Raw genomic sequence first — 19356 nt, 5'->3', positions numbered from 1 at the left:
TCATCTCTCCTCCACTGAGGGAATCCACATATCCGTCCGTGATCCCTTACCCGGCTCACCGTCTACATCCATACGGGCTTCGTCTCCGTAATACAGCGCCAGCCGGTGCCTGATGTTGAACAGGGCATAGCCTTTCTTCGACTGCGGGGCCCTGTCCATCCCCTCCTTAACCCGTGCAGTATCAAGCCCCCGTCCATTGTCGGTAATGCAAATATGCAGCAGCCCCTGCTCCCGGCTGACCATGATATCTATCCTGCCTCCTATAGTCCGGTCGCTGAATCCATGCTGAATGCTGTTCTCCACCACCGGCTGCAGAACAATCTTCGGCAGCAGGCAAGACAGCAGGGCCTCGTCCTCTACCGTCACCGTGTATTCAAACAATCCTTCATAGCATTTCTGCTGAATGGCGAAATACTGCCGCATATGGGACAGCTCATCCGCAAGCGTAATCAGATCCTTGCCGCCGCTGAGCCCGATTTGGAACATCTGCGACAACGACAGGATCATCTCGTTCACATCGTCATTCTCGCCCATGACCGACTTGCAATAGATGGTATTCAGCGTATTGTACAGAAAGTGCGGCTCCATCTGCGCCGTAAGGGCACGGATCTCCGCATGCCGCTTGCCCTCCTCCTTGGTCTTCACATCCGCGATCAGCGTCTTAATCTCCGACATCATCCGGTTGAACTGAAAGCCGACCTGGGCAATCTCGTCCTCATAACGGCTCTCATACACCACACTGAGCTGGTTCTCTTCGACTCTGCGCATCAGCCGCCGCAGCTTGAACAGGGGCTTCAGCAGCACTGAGGTCAGCTGATTGGAGATCAGCCACGTGGCCAGCAGGAAAACAGCGATGACATAGATGGTGATGCGCTGCACCCGCTGCAGCTTGCCCAGCAGCTGGTCCCGCGACTGCATGCCGGAGATGATCCAGTCGGGTGATACCGCTGATTTTGTATAATTCACCAGATATTCCTTGCCGCCATAGCTGTAGTAGTGATCCTGCGGATTGGCCGCTTTCCCTGCTTCGGCAAGCACCGGCTTCCAGGGGAACCTGCCCCGGAACGGCCAGCGGGACTCCACCACCGCCTCTCCTTCCCCGCTCACCAGATAATAATTCCTCCCCGCTTGTTCTCCGCCTGTATTCAGCAGCTCATCGACCCGGCTCTCCCTGATATTGACCACAATATATACATTGCTGATCGGCGTGTAAGGGTATTCATAAATCCCCCGGACTACGAAGGAGACCACCCGCTGGCTGCCTGTGAACAACCGGTCATAATGTCCTTTGGCCCAGTAGCCGCCGGGCTGCTCCTTGCTCAGATCATATAATTCCGAGCCATAGAACGAGTTGTCCTGCGCCCGGATCTGCGTGGTGGAATAGAAATCGCCAATCGGGGTAACGATCAGCACATTCTCAATGATCGGCTGATTGAACGTTGCCTGCGAGAGCACATATTGCAGATCCGACAGATGCACATAGTAATTCGACACCTCATGGCTGAACACATCGAGCATCATCTTGCGGTACGCATCGCTCAGCATCAGGGACTGCACGGACAGCGCCACATCATTCAGGCGGGAATCCAGCAGCTGGGCCGTTTTGCTTACGGTCTCCCGGCTCCCGGCATAGGCATTATCCTCGATCTCCTGTGCGGCAATCCAATACGAGAAGGTGCCCATTGCACCGATGGACAGCGTGATCAGCACGATGAACGAGAACAGAATCCTTTGTTTGATGGATATCCGGTAATACCTGTCGGCGATCTGCCGCCGGAGCTGCCGGCCATAGGCTGCGAATGTATTCATAGCTTTTCCTTCTGAAGCATGTACCTTGTACCTCCCTTTGGTTGTCGGTTCTTGTCACTTGTACCATACGGCTGCTCCGGCCCGGCGTCAAGACAGGGCATGATTATTTTTTGGCGGATTTCTCCACTTATTTATAATAAAATCATCCTCTGGGTAAGGAATGCTGGCGACTTCTCTCACCTGCTGCTTGGTTGAGGCAGCATTGTTGCACTTTTTGCAGGATTCTTCTATAAATGTTACGGGGTCGAAGTACAATGTTGCATTTTTTGCACAAATTTCGATAGTTAGAGCAAGTTATCGCTGGATTTGTTGCAGTTTGTGCAGGATTCCGGCATAGGACCGCTTCTATGGGGCAGTATTGTTGCACTTCTTGCAGCATTCTTCTATACATTATAATTTTCTCAACAAAAAAAGGCTGGAGCCCCCCGCATAACGGAAGGCCCCCTGCCTATATAACCGGTCTAATTATCTCTTCGGCTCCAGACAGAGCCGGAGCAGATCATCCACATGAGCCGTGGCCAGGCATTCCACCGTATCGGCTGCACCGTAATAGATCTTGACCTCGCCCGAGTCCTCCAGGATCATCCCGCCGGGGAAAATGACATCGTTGCGGAAGCCGCCTGAAGTTTCATACACCGCCTCCGGCACCAGCAGCGGAGCTTCCGCCCGGCCGATAATCTTGCTGGGATCTTCGAGGTCCAGCAGCATAATTCCGGCGGTATAACGCTTCTTCCAGGTATCTTCCCAGCCGTTCTTGCCCCGGGCAGGGTCAAGGTCTACCGCATGGAAGGTGGTCAGCCAGCCCTTATCCGTCTTCACCGGCGGCGCACCGGGACCCACCTTGTCATTGGCATAAGCCACCTGCTCCACAGCCAGCAGCAGCTTATGGTTCCCCCAATACTTCAGATCGGGGGAATCGCTCATCCACATATCGAAGCGGTCGCGGCCGCCCCGGCTGTACACCGGAAGCGGACGCTCCAGCCTTACATACTTGCCTCCGATCATCTCCGGTAACAACACCATGTTACGGTTATCCGGCAGCGACAGGCTAAGCACCTCAAACGAGCGGAAATCGTCAGTGACAGCGATCCCGCCGCGCAGCCCGTGACGCGTATCGACAGCAAAGCACATATAACAGCGGTCACCGATCACGCTCAGGCGCGGATCATACACTCTGACCACCTCTTCATCATGCCAGGACCAGCAAGGCTCCGGCTGTACCTCCCAGCTTACGCCGTCATCGCTGAAGGCCAGCCCCAGATTGGTCGTATGATGGGGAGCCACAATTCCCTTGCTCTCATCCCCGTAATCGTTGCGGAACACCATGACATATCTGCCCTTGAATTTCGTCACCCCGGCGTTGAAAACCATGGCCGGTCCATAGGGTACATCCGAAGGCTTCAGAATCGGGTTAAGCGGATGCCGGACCATCACCGGACTTGAAGTCAGCGTGCCTGTAATCAGATCGTTCATTGTGCAGAATCCCCTCTGTAGTTTAATAGATGAAAGCGCAATCAGTGCCTTTGCATCCCTATTATGCATCATCTTCCATGGTTAATCTATAAAATGTTCAGGTGAAATCTTCTATTTTCAGCTTTGGGCCCGATACCTTCGTGCAGGCACATTGTATTCGCTTTTTCACATACATTCGGCCCGATACCTTCGCGCAGGCACATTGTATTCGCTTTTTCGCATACATTGGGTCTGATTACCTTCGTGTAGGCACATTGTATTCGGTTTTTCACATACATTCGGCCCGATACCTTCGTGCAGGCACATTGTATTCGCTTTTTCACATACATTCGGCCCGACATCTTCACGCAGGCACATTGTATTCGCTTTTTCGCATACATTCGGCCCTGCACCTTCGCGCAAGCACATTGTATTCGCTTTTTCGCATACATTCGGCCCGGCACCTTCGCGCAAGCACATTGTATTCGCTTTTTCGCATACATTCGGCCCGGTACCTTCGTGCAGGCACATTGTATTCGCTTTTTCGCATACATTCGGCCCGGTACCTTCGTGCAGGCACATTGTATTCGCTTTTTCACATACATTCGGCCCGGTACCTTCGTGCAGGCACATTGTATTCGCTTTTTCGCAACTAATGCAGCATTCCGCCCTGAAGCGCTGCCGCCAGTCTGCCGCTGAAGCGGCTGCCCAGCAGCTCATAGCCTTCGGGACCGGGGTGCAGGCCATCGGTCAGCAGGTCCCCGTCCGCCGGACCGAACCACTCCAGCCCATCCAGGTAATGCAGATGACGGTCTCCCCGCGCCTGCAGCAGCTTCACTGTATCCACGATCTCCCGGCGCATTAGAGGCAGGGTGAAGCCGAGCGGATTCTCCTCTGTCTCCCGCTCCGTGCCGTAAATAGGCGAGATGACAACCAGAGGTGTCTCTGTATGCTTCTCCCGGATGGTCTCCAGCAGACCGATCAGCAGCGGCTTGAACATCCGCGGGCTGGAGGACACTGCGCCATAGATGTTCACACCGACGCACAAGGTAATCAGGTCAGCCGGCAGATCACGGATAAGCCGGCCCGCCATCGGCTCCATCAGGCAGTTGCCGGAGAAGCCGAGATTGGTCAAGTGACAGCCAATCTCTCCGGCGGCGATTACCGGCCAGGTGCGCGACGGGCCCCGAGCCGCCACGCACTGGGTAATCGAGCTTCCATACGTCACCCAGCGGGGACGATGGTCCGCCAGCGGTTCGGCAACAGCATCATCATCAATGGCAAGTCCGCTGATCGTCATGCCGGTATTCTGCGGCAGATAGATTTCCAGCTCCTTCACACCAGGGGGAAGCCCGGTGAAATGAGCCTCCCCAGCTCCCGCAGCAAGCCGCAGCGTCTGGACCAGCCGTCCGTCAGCAATGCAATCCAGCGAAGCGTCCTCGGCAAGCGGTTCAAACGAGAGGAGGAGAGTCCCAGAATCTGTGGCCAGCCGCAGCCGTATCCCGGAGCAGATCTCCGCCTTGCCGCCGATCCCCTCCGGCGGATACAGGTCATAGTCCCGGAAGGGAATGCGCCAGGGCTTGATGCCCTCCTGCCGGTGCTCCAGCGAGACCGCCCCGTGAAACCACTCCTCCTGCAAGGGAAGGGGCCTCACGTTTTTCCCGATCTCCATGTTCTCCACGCTCTCCACACTCTTCCCGATCTCCGCGCTCTCCCCACTCTCAGCGCTCTTCAAATTCTCCGCGCCGCTCACTGCGCCTGCCCCGCATCCTGCTCCGCTGCCCCGGGAACGAAATTCTCCCCGAGCCACACATCCTGCTCCAGCAGGCGCTGCTGAAGCTCAGCAACCGAGATGCTGCGGGAGTCCTTGCCGTCCCGGAGCGCAAGCGTTGCTGCCGTGCCGCAGGCCTGGCCCATCGAGAAGCAGTTCGGCATGACCCGCAGGGAGCCTTGCACCGCCCGGTCCGAGGACACGGACCGTCCCGCCACCCACAGATTGCGGATGCCCACCGGCAGCATCACCCGGTAAGGCACCCCGTGGGAGACGCCCGGCGGCAGATGATTGAAGGTCATATCACTTTTGCTGGTCGCCAGATGAATGTCAATATAGTAAGCATTGCGGGCGATATCGTCAGGGAAAGAACGCGCGGCCACGAAGTCGTCCACAGTCAGCGTATAATCGCCCTTAATGCGCCGCGTCTCCCGGATGCCAAGCTGCTCGCCGCTGGCCACCAGATGCGCCTGTTCGAAGCCGGGCACATACTTGCGGAAAAATTCAAGCTGCCGCAGCACCGTCCGGCGGCCTTCAATCGCTCCGCGTGTCAGGTCCTCGGCCTTCGTTCCGTCCACCCCGAACACATGGCCGAAGTTAACGCCGACCAGCTGATCACTCACCCAGGCCAGACCGGAGATCGATTTGCGGCCTTCCGGCAGCGCTCCTTCCAGAATCGCCTGCTCCACCGTCCGGTGCAATTGACCTGAATCTCCCGTCTCCGCCAGGAAGCGGCTGAAGCTTGGCCGGTCAACATTCGCCAGCAGATAACACATGCTGCCCGGCTGAAGCTCGCCTTCATCGCCTCCCTTCTGGAACGGCACCCCCGACAGGGCAGCAATATCGCCGTCGCCAGTGCAGTCAATGATATAACGGCAGCGGATGAAGGACCGCCCGGATTTGTTGACAATCATTACGCCCTCTATCGTCTGGCCGTCCGGCGACCGCACCACATCATAGACAAAGGTGTGGAACAACGGCGTCACACCGCTCTCCAGAATTGCATTGTCATAGACGCGCTTCAGCACTTCAGGATCAATCGGCACCCAGTCCAGCTGCTCGCGGTATTCCTCCTGATACTCCGGATCACAGGCCTGCTTCATCCGCTCCATCAGCTTCAGCCCAAGGCCGCGGATAATCGGCTTGACCTTGTCCGTATAGGGACAGAACGCTGGCACCAGCGCCACCGTGCCCATTCCGCCCAGATACCCCCGCTGCTCCACGATCATGGTGCTTGCCCCGCCTTCGGCTGCGGAGATCGCGGCGGCAATCCCTGCCGCCCCGCCGCCAATAACCAGCACATCCACCTCGCAGGAGACCGGCACCTCTGCCTGCGGTACTGTAATATGTCCGTAATTCATTGTTATCCTCCTAAAAGTTTTGATAGCGTAGCTTCACCTGAATCCACCTCGCAAAACTCGCTTCGGAAGCATAGGCTTATCTTAAGATTTATTACCCCTTCACCGAACCTGCCGTCACCTGAATGAAGGTTTTATTTGCCAGAATATACGCCAGCAGCATCGGCAGGATGGACAGGCAGGCCCCGGCCATCATCAGGTGAATCTGCATCGCGGCCGAAGAGCCATAACGGAGATTCGCCAGCCCGACCGTCAGCGTCTGCAGCTTCGGATTGGTCATCGTGAAGACCAGCGGCAGAATGTATTCATTCCAGGCATGGCGGAAGGCGAAGAGTCCGGCCACCCCAAGTCCCGGGGTCAACAGCGGCAGAATGATACGGAAGAAGGTGCGGATGAAGCCCGAGCCGTCCACCATCGCCGCCTCATCCAGCTCGCGGGGAATCGCCTTGAAGAAGCCCTGCAGCATGAAGAAGGTGCTGGAATGGGCGCTGACCAGAATCAGAATAACCCCCCACAGCGTAGTATTCAGATGCAGTGCAACCATCAGATCGAACTGCGGGCGCAGGACGATGGCCCCGACGGAGATGAACATCATGGACGCCTGCACCGTGACATAGATTCTTTTCCCCGGAAAATCACGCCGGTCCACCACATAAGCAGCCATGGAAGCTACCAGCAGCGTCCCTATCGTCACCATCACGCTCATAAAAGCACTGTTCCAGGTATAGCGGGCGAAATTGGCCTGTTTCCAGGCTTCAGCATAATTATTGAATTGCAGCTTGGCAGGAAAAAGAGTTCCGCCCGTCATCATCTCTGCCCCGGTCTTCAAGGAACCGGTCAGGGTCATCAGCAGCGGAAACAAGGTCAGGACCGCCGTTGCCAGCAGGAAGAGCCACATCACGGTCCGGGTCACGATTCTCCCGGCAGAACCGGGCGTCCGGCCAGCCGTCTGCGGCCGCCCTGCGGGCTGCTTGGATATCACAGATTCGTTCATTGGATAAGCCTCCTAATACACCTTGTTCATTTTGCGGCTGAAGAAGAAATACAGGCCGGTTACCGCTCCGACAATCACAGCGGTGGCGAAGCCCACGGCGCTGCCGTAACCGAGCTGCTGTGTTACCGGTGAACCGGTGGATACCGGGAATAGCAGCTTGTAGAGATAGAGATACATGACTTCCGTTTTGCCGATCGGTCCGCCTTCGGTGATGACCATGATGCTCTCATAGCCCTTCAGGGAAGCGATAATCGCCAGCATAATGACCATCTGGGCTACCGGAGCCAGCATCGGAAGCGTAATATTCCAGAAGCGTCTTCCGGCGTTCGCTCCGTCGATGGACGCGCTCTCGTACAGGTCCTGCGGAATGCTCTGCAGCCCGGCGAGAAAGAGCAGCATATAGTTCCCGACTGCACCCCACACCGCCACAATAATGACTGTCAGCATCGCGTGCTTCGGACCGAGCCAGTCGACCGGCTGGGAGACCAGATGCAGCTTCATCAGAACTGTGTTAACCATGCCGTTATAGGAATTGAAGATGTTATAAAAAACAACCGAGATCACCGCGGTACTAATAACCGTCGGCATGAAATAAATGCCCCGGAGCAAATTGGACCCGCGCAATCTGCCATTTAGAATAACAGCCAGCAGCAGCGACAGCGGCAGGGTCAGCAGCAGCTTCCCTCCGGCATAGATGAAGGTATTGCCGACCGATTCCCAGAACAGGCTATCCCTCAGCAGCCGGCTGAAATTGTCCAGCCCGACGAACAGCGCCTCGCCGTAACCGGCATAATCGTAGAACATATAGCGCAGCATCCAGATGAGCGGATAGATGCCCAGGGCAAGCGTCAGAATGATGCTCGGTGCAAGGAACAGGGAATTCTCCCCAAGTCTTTTCCATTTATAGATCATGATTGGTCTCCTTCAGGGAAAGCAAAGGGGCTGATCCGGGAATCCCGTACAAGCCCCTTTGTCACCCGTTATTCTCCCTGCGGCTTCATTGGATCAAATGCCGGGTCCGGCGTAACGGCAACCTCGCCCTTCTCGACCGCTTTGGACAATGCGTCATTGTATCTTGTATTCAGATCGGCAGCAATGGCCTTGGCATCCCCGCCCGAGAGCATATATTTGAAGAATGCATCCGCATAGGTAGCACCTTCCGGGGTAACGTTCGGCACAGCCGGCCAGAGCGAGTCATGCTCGCCGACCAGGAAGCCTTCCATACCGCCAATCTCCGGGTTCTTGGCCTGCTCCACAATGCCCGGCACTACGGCAATTCCGAAGCCCTTCTCGTGATATGTCTTCAAAATATCATCGCCGTACATGTACTGCATGAATTTCCAGGCGGCCTCCTGATGCGCGGATTTCGCGCTGATCCCAAGCCAGGTACCTGCGGATACGATCTCTGAGGTTCCCTTAATCTGCCCGTCCAGCGTAGGGGCCAGCGTACCTGCCCAGTTAATCTCTGTCGGGAACTGGTCCTGGTACACGCCCGGCTCTGTCGAGAAGCTGAGATACATGCCTATTTTGCCTGCGGCAAATTGGGCCCGGAGCGGGTCGATATCCAGCGTTTCGGCACCCGGCAGAAAGCTTCCGTCTTCGTACATCTGCTTGAAGTACTCGATAACCTGGGAATAAGGTGCGAAGTCAAACTGGCCTGTCTTCAGGTCAAAGCCAAGGCCCTGATAGCCGCTCAAGGAGAGAATCTCGCGGATCGAACGGTCAAAGGCCGACTTCGGACTTTTGAAGTTCAGTGCGAAGCCGTAGACGCCCTCCGATTTGCCGGCTTCAGTAATTTTCTTGGCATCATCGACCATTTCCTGCAGCGATGCCGGAGGATTCGCGATGCCTGCTTTGTCAAAGAGATCCTTGTTGTAGATCAGACGCAGGGTGAGGCCGGTATTGGCCAAAGAATACACCTTGCCGTCAAAACGGTTGACGCCATCGATCAGCAGACTGCCGAATTTCGTTTTGAATTCATCGGTCAAGTAACTGTCAATCGGAGCCAGATAGCCTTTTTTGACAAATTCGGGGGTGTTGCCGCTCTTCAGACGCAGGATATCCGGTGCCTGGTTGCTGGTGAAGGCAATGTCTACGCTCTGCGCGTAATTCTCGGACATGACCGTCAATTCCACCTGGATATTCTCGCCGTTCGTCTCATTGAACTTGTTGACCAGTTCCTTAATATATTCCTGGTCATGACGGTCATCCGTCCAGTATTTAAGCTGTACCGGCTCGCCTGTCTCAGCTGCGGCCGAAGCTGCGGGACTTGCGGTTGCCGCTCCGGGTGTTCCCTCCGCCGTAGCACCGTTACCGTTATTGTTCCCGCCGCAGCCGGCGATTCCGGCGGCCAGCATGAGGCTCAGGCTGAGGCCCAACCATTTTTTCTGCATACGTTCTACCCCTTTGATTGACATTTGTATTGTGAGCTCGTTCTCTATTATAGGCTACCCCTCCGGCAAAAGGAGTGCGGCAGACTCACTCTTGAGGGACAGAATTCTATTCTTTGCGGCAGGCGGCAGCGGCAGCGGCTTGGCTCCCCCATTATCGCTGGATGCCGTTCTCATCAAACTTCCGGATGTACTCCAATAATTCGGCAAAACGGACCCAGGCGATCCCCGCCTTCTGATCCGCAGCGCCATAAGACATGATCAGATCCTCCCCCACGACAATACCTCCCGTTGTAAACAGGCAGGGTGTAGGGTAATCCTCCGGCATCTCCCAATCCCGCTCGGCGTACATCAGGCGGTCAGAGCAGCGGTGGATGATGACCGGAAAATCATCCTCCTGCTCCTTAAGGATCATGAAGGACTGCGTATAGCCAAACTGCACATTCTTCTTCCCGTGATAAGCCACCAGCCACTCCTGATTCCCCAGGGCGACCGGCGGCCAGCTTGCCCCCACACGGTTCTCCTCCCAATCGAACAGCGGACTGGCCAGCAAGCGGTGGACTGCTGCTGGTGAAGCGAAATCCGCGATGGATTCCGCCGCCGCCAGATAAATGGATGGCTTGCCCGCCTGGTCCCCGCCTGCAAAGGGAAGGACATTCATCGGCCGGTGCAGCATCACATATTGCCGTTTACCTGCAATCCTCATCTGCTCAGGAAACAGGAACACATCACGGTTATCGCTGACATGCCCCTCGGTGAGCGGGCCTACGTACCCGAAAGCGTCTTCATATTTTCCCTCCTTCAGCCTGGCCAGATTCAGTTTGTACAGAACGCTGACCGTATCATTCGCCCGGGCCGATTGAATGAACGGGTCTGTACTCTCTCCCGCAAAGATCCAACCCGGCACATACTCAAAACGCGTCTGCACCGGAGGCTGCTGGCTGCTAAGCCAATAGGGGCCAGGGGGAAATGCCCGGCAGGCTACCGAGACATACAGCTCATTCCCGATATAAAAGATCCGGGGGTCCTCCACACAGCCGTTGGCATAATTCCGCACGCTTTGTCCATACATATCAGTGATGTACAATTCATCCTCTTCATACCCGAGGGCCGGAGCCAGGGCAGGTCTTGAAAAGTCTGCCTCCCAGGTCTCTCCCCCATCCCTGCTCACCGCATATCCCAAAAAAATCGGATAGGGATCATGGCAGCCCTCTCTTCTTGCCTGCGGCCACGGACCCGTTGCCCGAAACAGCATATGAATGTCATCCGAGTCAGGGTCCTGAATGATCGCCGGATTCAACACCATTTTGTCCGCCCAGTCACAGCCTGGTACAGGTTCAAGCGCCGGTTTGTCCAAACAGCGAAATTGTGGCTTCATAGTTCCTCCTGGTTTACCTCCTGAGGTCAGGGGCATATTCATTTTTCAGCAATCAACTTATCATAGGCCATCCGCGAATTCAAAAGGCTTTTCCCCTGAAACCGGCCTTTCGGGCAAAACAGTAAGATCCGTCAAATGAAACAGGAAGATCCATCATTCACGCGGATCCGGGCAGCGGATTATAATCATTTCTGCAGGCAAAATCGTTACCAAGGAGGAGGATAAGCCGGATGAAACAATATGATCTTGTCATATACGGCGGAACGGCTGCAGGCATTACAGCGGCTGTTCAGGCAGCTATCATGGGCAAAAGTGCGGTAGTCATCGAGCAGAGCCGGAGAATTGGAGGCATGACCACCGGAGGATTGGGAGATACGGATGTGGGGATGAAAGAGGCAGTCGGCGGCCTGTCTCTGGAATTCTACCAGCGGATCGCCCAGAAATATGCGCAGGACGGGGCCCGCTGGCTGTTCGAGCCTAAGGTTGCGCTTGAGGTGCTACAGGACTGGGTGGCGGAGCATCATCTCGAAGTCGTCTGCGGGGAAAGGCTGGAGCTTAAGAATGGAGTGACCCGGCAAGGCTCAAGAATCATCTCCATTACTATGGAATCCGGGAGGGTCTATCACGGCAAAATGTTCATTGACGCCTCATACGAGGGAGACCTGATGGGACATTCCGGTGTGTCCTATGTAGTCGGCCGGGAGCCGAACGCACAGTACGGGGAGACGTTAAACGGCATTCAGCCCGGCCCTGAAGCAAATGAGCTCCCTTCTGGAATCGATCCTTACGTCATTAAAGGCAAACCTTCGAGCGGATTACTTCCGCGAGTCCATGCAGAACGCGGCGGCGATGCCGGCGAGGGGGACCGTAAGCTGCAAGCCTATAACTTCCGCATGTGTCTCACAGACAATCCGGATAACCGGATTGCGGTCAGCAAGCCTGAGGGCTATAACGAGGCCGATTATGAGATTCTGTTCCGGGCCATTGAGCAGGGGCAGCGTTCACGCTTTTTTAAGCTGAACCGGGTCACTGCGGACAAAACCGATTCCAATAACAACAGCGGCATTTCTACCGATTACAACGGAATGAATCACAGCTATCCGGAGGCGGATTATACTGCGCGGGACAAGATTTGGGAGGCTCACCGCATCTACCAGCAGGGATATGTCTGGACGATCCAGAACCATCCGCGGGTGCCGGAGGAGATCAGGGAAGCCTACAAGCCTTGGGGCCTGCCGCTTGACGAATTCACCGATAACGGCCACTGGCCGTCCCAGCTCTACATCCGGGAATCCCGCAGAATGACCGGAGATTATGTGGTGACGGAGCATGATGTAAGACGGGACAACCCGGTGCCGGATTCCGCCGGAATGGGTTCCTTCGCCATGGACTCGCACCATACGCAATACTATGTGAACGAAGACGGTCATGTCAGCACAGAGGGCGGATTCTACATCCGGTTGGCCGAGCCTTATCCGATCAGCTACCGGGCAATGGTGCCGAAGCGGAGCGAATGCACCAATCTGATCGTACCTGTCTGCCTGTCGGCCACTCATGCCGCCTACGGCTCCATCCGGATGGAGCCGGTCTTCATGATTCTCGGACAATCGGCGGCAGCCGCTGCTGTACTGGCGCTTGAGGGGAACGGCATGGTTCAGGATGTGGAGTATGGACAGCTGCAAGCGGTACTGCTTGCGTCCAATCAGGTTCTGTATACCGGCCTCACCCGGGATTGAAGCGGAAGCCGAAGCTGCGCCGGTACTCCCCCGGGGGAGCGCCATACCGTTCCCGGAACATCCGGCAGAAATGGGCGTAGCTCTGGAAGCCCGCATTGTCGGCAACCTGCTCCAGTGACAGCGTGCTGTAGAGCACCTGCTGCTCGGCAGACCTCAGCCTGACATCAATACAGTAGGCGAACGGCGATTGGCCAAAAGCGGCTTTGAACAGGGAGGAAGCGCGGGAGATGCTTAACCCGGCAGAGGCGGAGATCTGCTCCAGGCTGAGCGGTTCATGGGCATGATTGTCAATGAACTGCTTCAGCCTGTAGGCGGTCTCCGCCCCTTTGGTGCGCCGCCGTGCCTGAATCACCTGCTCCAGCGTCAGGCAGAACGTTCTGAGCAGGTAATCCAGCAGCTCCTCCTGGTGTAGCATCACCTTCCTCTTCTCGCCGGCGATATGCTTCCATAAGGTAATGACCGTATCGTCGAAGCCGATATTCGTCCGGGCCGGCAGCCTGCGGTCTTGCCACCAGGAGTCCAGCCACTCTCCGCTGGCGATCAGGAAATAATCCGAGGCGGGCTGAACTCCGCCAGCGCCTGGAGCACTGCGGGGCTGGACGATCAGCTCATACGGCTGATCCGGGGCATAGATCAGCAGATCACCGGGGATGATGGTCTCGTATTTTCCGTCTACCAGTGCACGGCAGGTCCCTTCCATCTGAAGTCTGAAGAGATAGAAGGATAGCCCGTCTTTATATTGAACAGTGTGAGGCTGTGTATGTGTGAAATAATTGGCATACAGGACGCTGCACCGTTGCGGGCCGGATGTTGTCACTGGTAGGACTCCTCCTGACGGTCCGGGTGGTACCCCGCCCTGAACTCTGACGGCGTCTGCCCGGTGATCTTCTTGAACATCTCGCTGAAGTATCTGCGCTCCTCATACCCCACTGCGGAGGCCACCTCCTGCACCTGCGCCCCTTCCACCAGCAGCAGCTTGGCTCTGTGAATGCGCTCTGCGGTGATATACTGGGTAACGGTCATCCCGTTCACCTTCTTGAACAGGCTGGAGAAATAGCTGGTGCTGAGATGAACATGGGCCGCACATTCACCGACAGTGATATCCTCGGACAAGCGGCCCTTGATATACTCTACCGCTTCATAAATTACCTTCTGCCCTTCGGACAGGCTGCTCCTGCGCACCAGGGCGGCCCCCTCTGTACACAGGTCCAGCAGCATCCGCTGAAGGGTAGCAAGCGGCAGCCCCGCTGTTCCCTGTACCGCCCGGAACCGCTGGATCAGCGGCTGAATCTCCCCGTACGGAACCAGCTCATAGAAGGTGCGGATCGCTGATGCGGCCAGCTCCTCATACAGAATGAGCAGATAATCGGGATTGTGCCCGGAGCTCAGGCTCTGCAGCGATTCTGAGATGGCTGCGAGGATTGCGCCTGTCCGGTTGACATTGCCGGAGCGCAGCGCCAGCAGCAGCTCGTCCTTATACTCCAGCGCCAGCGGCTCCTGGCTGCCGTTGTGGTGAATATCGTCATACATAATGGCGGCATTGCCTCCGGTGAACAGATGGTGGGCCAGCGCCCGGTGCGCCTGGCGGTAGGAATCCGGCAGTTCGCTGGTCTCCTCCACCCGGCCTCCGACCCCGGCCGACACCGTGAACTTGGTATACCGTTCAATGTTCTTGCAGCAGCGCTCAGCAATCTCCACTGCACTGGCCGGACCACAGTCATTCATAACCGCAAGATAGCGGTTATGCTTGGCCCGGAACACCACGCAGCGCGTATGCCCGGCAATGGTCTCCTGGGTAATATTCAGCAGGGAGAAGCGGATCAGCTCCACCTCGCGGATAGACAGCTCAGCCGCCCGCTCCTGAAAGTGGTCGATCTCCAGCAGCATCACTACGAACCCCTTGGGGTTCAGATCGATGCCTAGAAATTCCCAGCGCGGCTTCGCCTGCTCCCACGCCGTTCTATGGCTGACCAGCAGGGCGAAATATTCCTGCCGCAGCACCGGCAGACTCTCCCGCAGCTTGTTCTCCATCTCCCGGAGGGTATCCTGTCTGGAACGCTGCTCCAGAATCTCCGACTTGGCCCGCAGCACCGCCTTCATGATCTCCTCTTCCGTAAACGGCTTAACCACGAAGTCGAATGCGCCGAGCTGTACCGCCTGCTGCGCATATTCAAAGTCAGCATACCCGCTGACCAGAATGATTTTACAGTCGCGGTGGTGTTCCAGTGCTGTACGCAGCATAGCCAGCCCGTCCATCCTCGGCATGCGGATATCTGTAATGACCAGATCGGGATGCAGCTCCGCAATCAGGTTCAGCCCGTCCTCACCGTTGCTTGCCGTCCCTGCCACCCGGATGCCCTGCTCCGCCCAGTTCATGCGGGTCAGGCCTTCCACCACGCTTTTAATATCATCAATGATACACAGGGTTACACTATGCTCGTCCATCCTGATGCTCCTCCCGTTTCGGTAAAGATATGATAACCGCCGTACCCCGGCCAAGGCTGCTGTCCACCCGGAATACCGCGCTGTCGCCATAGTAGAGCTGCAGCCTGCGCACCAGATTGGATACGGCATACCCCTTCTCCGATTCCCGCCGGAACAGCGCACGGACCGCCTCCTCATCCATGCCGGCTCCATTGTCGCTGATCTTAATACACCAGCGTTCTCCTTCATCGAAGACTTCGATGTCGATCAGTCCTCCGCTCTCGCGGTTGCGGAAGCCATGCAGAATGCTGTTCTCCACCAGCGGCTGCAGCAGAATACGCGGAATCGGGAGGGCAGCCAGCGCTTCATCCTCGACATAGATCTCATAACGGAACAACCCTTCATAGCAGCTGCATTGCAGCTCCAGATACATGCGGACATGCTCCAGCTCCTTGGCCAGTGTCGTGATCTCCTGCCCCTTGTTCAGCCCAAGCTGGAACAGCCGGGACAGGGACATGACCATGCTCTGTGACTGCTTCACCTGCTGCAGATTCAGCTTCCAGTAGATCGTGTTCAGTGTGTTGTACAGGAAATGGGGGTCCATCTGGGCCGATAAGGCCTTAATCTCTGCCGAGCGCTTAGTGGTCTCCGCCTGCGTGACCTCTCCGATCAGCACTACGATCTGCTCCAGCATCTGGTTGAACCGCATGCCGACCTGGGCCAGCTCGTCCCCGCCCCCGCTCTCGAATCTGGCAGTCAGATCATTGCTCTCCACCCGCTTCATCACCTTCATCAGACCTTGCAGCGGACGCAGCAGATAACGGGTAAAAGCTCCCGATACCATCATGGTAACCGTGAAAGCAACGAGGGCCACCACCACGATAAGCCACTTCACATAGATCATATCCTTCAGCACGCCCGCCTTGGACTGGATCGTGATCATCGTCCAGTCGGCAATGCCCAGATGCGCATAGTTCAGCAGATACGATTCCCCGCCCAGCTTGAAGGTATTGCTCGACCCGCGGCTGCTGCTGATCATACCGTTCAGATCACTGCCCTCCACCGCCTGCCGGATCAGCGGGTCCTTCACAGCATAGACAGGTCTGCCTGCCGCGTTCAGCACGAAGCTGCGCTCGCCGCCGGTAGCGTCTCCGCTGACCAGCTTGCGGAAGCCGTCTTCACGGATGTTGACGATGATATAGACCCCGCGGACCGCTGTATCGAATATCGGCTCCAGAATCAGTGAGATGACCCTGTTCTTCCCGGAGAACAGCATGTCCTCATGGCCTTCCACCCATATATTCTTCTTCTCCTGTTCAATACGCTCATACAGGAAGGTATTCTTGAACTCCATCAGGCGGTTACGGTTCATGGAGGAAGGGTAGAACTCCCCGATCGGCGTAGACACATAGATGGAATGGATCAGCGGCTCAGCAATCCGCGCCTGCGAGAAAACGTTATCAAGATCATTCAGATGCGTATAATACCGGCCCGCGTCCCCGTTGACGACATCCCTCATCATATCGTGAAACGGCTGGCTGATCATGAAGGTCATCATAATGAGCATCAGCTTGTTCAGCTTCTCATCAATAATCTGCGCCGATTTGACCACGTTATCCTGGGTAAGCTTCAGCGCATTCTTCTCCAGAGTCGCCGCCGAGATGGAATACGATAGTCCCCCGGTCATCAGTACGGAGAGGAGGATAACCGCCAGGAATGCGGTTTTTAATTTGCTGCTGAATGATTGCTTGCGGAAATAGTTCAAGTGCTTCACGCCCTCCTGTATGCAGATGCCTGCTCTTCGATTATGTCACCTGAACGTTTGATTCGACAACACACAGTGTATGAAAAAGTAGATTTACCGTATGCGGAGCGTCGATCTGCCGTATGTACAGGGGTGAGTAATGGCGGATGTGCGGGCGTGAGGGCGGGTGTGTGTGCTGATGTGAGGGCGGGCGGGTGTGCTGATGTGAGGGCGGGCGGGTGTGCTGATGTGAGGGCGGGCGGGTGTGCTGATGTGAGGGCGGGCGGGTGTGCCGGTGTGTGCTTGTGTGTGCTGGTGTGAGGGCGGGTGTGCCGGTGTACGGGCCGGTGTGCGGGCCGGTGTACGGGCCGGTGTGCGGGCCGGTGTGCGGGCCGGGAGAATGTGCACGCCTCCCCGTTCGCTTAGCCGGGCGGATATGGTACGATAGACGGGATCACTCTTCATCATAATCCTCTTATGGAAGGAATGGATACAAGATGAAATACAGAAGACTGGGCAATACCGGACTTAAGGTCAGCGAGATCGGCCTGGGCAGCTGGCTTACATATGGCACGGCGGCCGAGCAGAAGGCGGCGGATGAATGCATTGCCGCTGCCTTTGAATGCGGTATCAATTTCTTCGATACGGCCAATGCCTACAACCGGGGCGAAGGCGAGAAGGCTATGGGCGCCGCACTCCGCGCGTACAAGCGCTCTGATTATGTCCTGAGTACCAAGGTGTATTTCCCGATGGGAGACGGGGTGAACGACCGCGGGTTATCGCGCAAGCATATTATGGAGCAATGCGAAGCCAGCCTGCGCCGGCTGGGTACGGACTATATCGATGTGTATTTTTGCCACCGCTTCGACCGGGAGACACCTGTAGAGGAGACGCTCCGCGCTCTTGACGACCTCACCGCCCAGGGTAAAATCCTCTACTCCGCCGTCAGCGAATGGAGCGCTGCACAGATTGCTCAGGCGGCTGGCATCAGCCGCAGGCTGAAGCTGCGTCCGCTGGCGTCCAATCAGCCGATCTACAACATGTTCGAGCGGTATATCGAGCAGGAGGTGCTGGAAGTATCCGCGCAGGAGGGCCTGGGACAAGTAGTCTTCCCCCCGCTGGCCCAGGGCATTCTGACCGGCAAATACAAGCCGGGCCAGCAGCCACCGGCCGGTACGCGCGGCGCGGATGCGTCCGTGAACGGCGTCATCCGCAGCTACCTGCGGGATGATGTGCTGGAGGTCGTCGGCAGGCTGGATGCCTTGGCCGGAGAGCTGGGCCTGAAGCTATCCCAGCTTGCGCTCGCCTGGGTGCTGCGCCAACCCGGCGTCAGCTCGGCGCTGATCGGCGCCAGCAGACCCGAGCAGGTCCGGGAGAACGCCCAAGCAATCGAGGCTGCGCTTCAGCCGGATACGCTGCAGGCGATCGATGCGATCCTTAGCGAGGTCGCCGGCTTCGCGCCGGCGAGGTAGGACGCGGGGGCAAGGGCGGGGCGAGTTAGAGCGGGGTGAGGTCAGGGCGGGGTATGGTCGGGGCGAGGGCGAGGTAGCGAGGTAAGGCGAGGGCGTTGTGAGCCGGGGCGTTGTGAGCCGGGGCGGGGTATGGTCGGAGCGGGGTATGGTCGGAGCGGGGTATGGTCGGAGCGGGGTGAAGCTGGGGTGTGGTTAGGTCGAGGCGAGGGCAAGTTGAAGTGGAAACGGCTTGACGGCCGCGCAATGTGATCGGTTTTTCGACTACATTTGGCCCATGCCGCATCCCCAAACCAATTGTGTTCGGTTTTCCGCATACATTCGACCACTCATCCCCGCGCACACCAATTGTGTTCGGTTTTTAACATACATTTGCTCATATGCCTGCGCCAACACCAATTGTGTTCGGTTTTTCGCATACATTTGTCCATGTGCCTGCACCAACACCAATTGTGTTCGGTTTTTCGCATACATTTGTCCATGTGCCTGCGCCAACACCAATTGTGTTCGGTTTTTAACATACATTCGGTCCGTGTGCCGTTGTATCAGCATAATGTGTTCAGTTTTCCGCATACATTTCGACCACTCACCCCCGCGCACGCCAATTGTGTTCGGTTTTTAACATACATTTGTTCATATGCCCACGCCAACACGAATTGTGTTCGGTTTTTCGATTACATTGGGGCCGCACAGCACCACCCGGCGTAATGTGATTGGTTTTTCGATTACATTGGGTTCGCACACCACCATCCGGCGCAATGTAGTCGGTTTTTCGATTACATTGGGTCCGGTCCAGACAAGCAAGCCCCCTCCAACCCGGAAGGGGCTTCC

The 19356-nt window shown here is 56.7% G+C and carries 13 protein-coding genes; 2 read left to right on the top strand and 11 right to left on the bottom strand.

All coding sequences use genetic code 11. The features are described from left to right. The 8 genes from MHI24_RS24345 to MHI24_RS24310 all read right to left on the bottom strand — a co-directional run bounded on the left by MHI24_RS24345 (nt 1) and on the right by MHI24_RS24310 (nt 11152). A complete protein-coding gene (locus tag MHI24_RS24345; RefSeq protein WP_340022100.1) occupies nt 1-1809 on the bottom strand; it encodes a sensor histidine kinase in 1809 nt (602 codons plus the stop codon). A gap of 465 nt (nt 1810-2274) precedes the next feature. Beyond that, the gene (locus tag MHI24_RS24340; protein WP_340022099.1) at nt 2275-3282 is read right to left on the bottom strand and encodes a glycoside hydrolase family 130 protein; all 1008 of its coding nucleotides are present in this window, start codon (nt 3280-3282) and stop codon (nt 2275-2277) included. A gap of 631 nt (nt 3283-3913) precedes the next feature. Beyond that, entirely contained in the window at nt 3914-5014 is a 1101-nt protein-coding gene (locus MHI24_RS24335; RefSeq protein WP_340022098.1) for an SGNH/GDSL hydrolase family protein, read from the bottom strand. Further along, nucleotides 5011-6393, bottom strand: a complete 1383-nt coding sequence (locus tag MHI24_RS24330) for an FAD-dependent oxidoreductase (protein ID WP_340022096.1) — start codon at nt 6391-6393, stop codon at nt 5011-5013. The genes MHI24_RS24335 and MHI24_RS24330 overlap by 4 nt, the downstream gene beginning before the upstream one ends. A 91-nt stretch (nt 6394-6484) precedes the next feature. After that, on the bottom strand, nt 6485-7384 hold the full coding sequence (locus tag MHI24_RS24325) for a carbohydrate ABC transporter permease (RefSeq protein ID WP_340022094.1): 900 nt from the start codon (nt 7382-7384) through the stop codon (nt 6485-6487). A 12-nt stretch (nt 7385-7396) separates the two neighbouring features. After that, nucleotides 7397-8296, bottom strand: a complete 900-nt coding sequence (locus tag MHI24_RS24320; protein ID WP_340022093.1) for a sugar ABC transporter permease — start codon at nt 8294-8296, stop codon at nt 7397-7399. A 68-nt stretch (nt 8297-8364) separates the two neighbouring features. Next, entirely contained in the window at nt 8365-9777 is a 1413-nt protein-coding gene (locus tag MHI24_RS24315; RefSeq protein ID WP_340022092.1) for an extracellular solute-binding protein, read from the bottom strand. Between the two features lie 151 nt (nt 9778-9928). Then, nucleotides 9929-11152 carry a hypothetical protein gene (locus tag MHI24_RS24310; protein ID WP_340022091.1) on the bottom strand — a complete coding sequence of 408 codons (1224 nt, stop codon included), beginning with the start codon at nt 11150-11152 and terminating at the stop codon, nt 9929-9931. A gap of 230 nt (nt 11153-11382) precedes the next feature. Between MHI24_RS24310 and MHI24_RS24305 the strand changes: the two genes are divergently transcribed. Then, a complete protein-coding gene (locus tag MHI24_RS24305; protein ID WP_340022090.1) occupies nt 11383-12888 on the top strand; it encodes an FAD-dependent oxidoreductase in 1506 nt (501 codons plus the stop codon). Here MHI24_RS24305 and MHI24_RS24300 read toward each other — a convergent pair. From MHI24_RS24300 to MHI24_RS24290, 3 genes are read right to left on the bottom strand one after another with little or no spacing between them, the layout of a single operon-like run. Next, nucleotides 12875-13705: an AraC family transcriptional regulator gene (locus MHI24_RS24300; protein ID WP_340022089.1), complete on the bottom strand. Its 831-nt coding sequence runs from the start codon at nt 13703-13705 to the stop codon at nt 12875-12877. The genes MHI24_RS24305 and MHI24_RS24300 overlap by 14 nt on opposite strands. Further along, nucleotides 13702-15333: a response regulator gene (locus MHI24_RS24295; protein ID WP_340022088.1), complete on the bottom strand. Its 1632-nt coding sequence runs from the start codon at nt 15331-15333 to the stop codon at nt 13702-13704. The genes MHI24_RS24300 and MHI24_RS24295 overlap by 4 nt, the downstream gene beginning before the upstream one ends. Further along, complete coding sequence (locus tag MHI24_RS24290) at nt 15320-17086, bottom strand: sensor histidine kinase (protein ID WP_340022087.1); 1767 nt, start codon at nt 17084-17086, stop codon at nt 15320-15322. The genes MHI24_RS24295 and MHI24_RS24290 overlap by 14 nt, the downstream gene beginning before the upstream one ends. A gap of 467 nt (nt 17087-17553) precedes the next feature. Between MHI24_RS24290 and MHI24_RS24285 the strand changes: the two genes are divergently transcribed. Next, nucleotides 17554-18528 (top strand): aldo/keto reductase family protein, encoded by a 975-nt coding sequence (locus MHI24_RS24285; RefSeq protein ID WP_340022086.1) that lies wholly within the window; start codon nt 17554-17556, stop codon nt 18526-18528. Nucleotides 18529-19356 lie beyond the last annotated feature (828 nt).

The organism is Paenibacillus sp. FSL K6-1096 (assembly GCF_037977055.1).
Classification (GTDB): domain Bacteria; phylum Bacillota; class Bacilli; order Paenibacillales; family Paenibacillaceae; genus Paenibacillus_AQ.
This window is presented reverse-complemented; position numbering and strand designations above follow the sequence as displayed.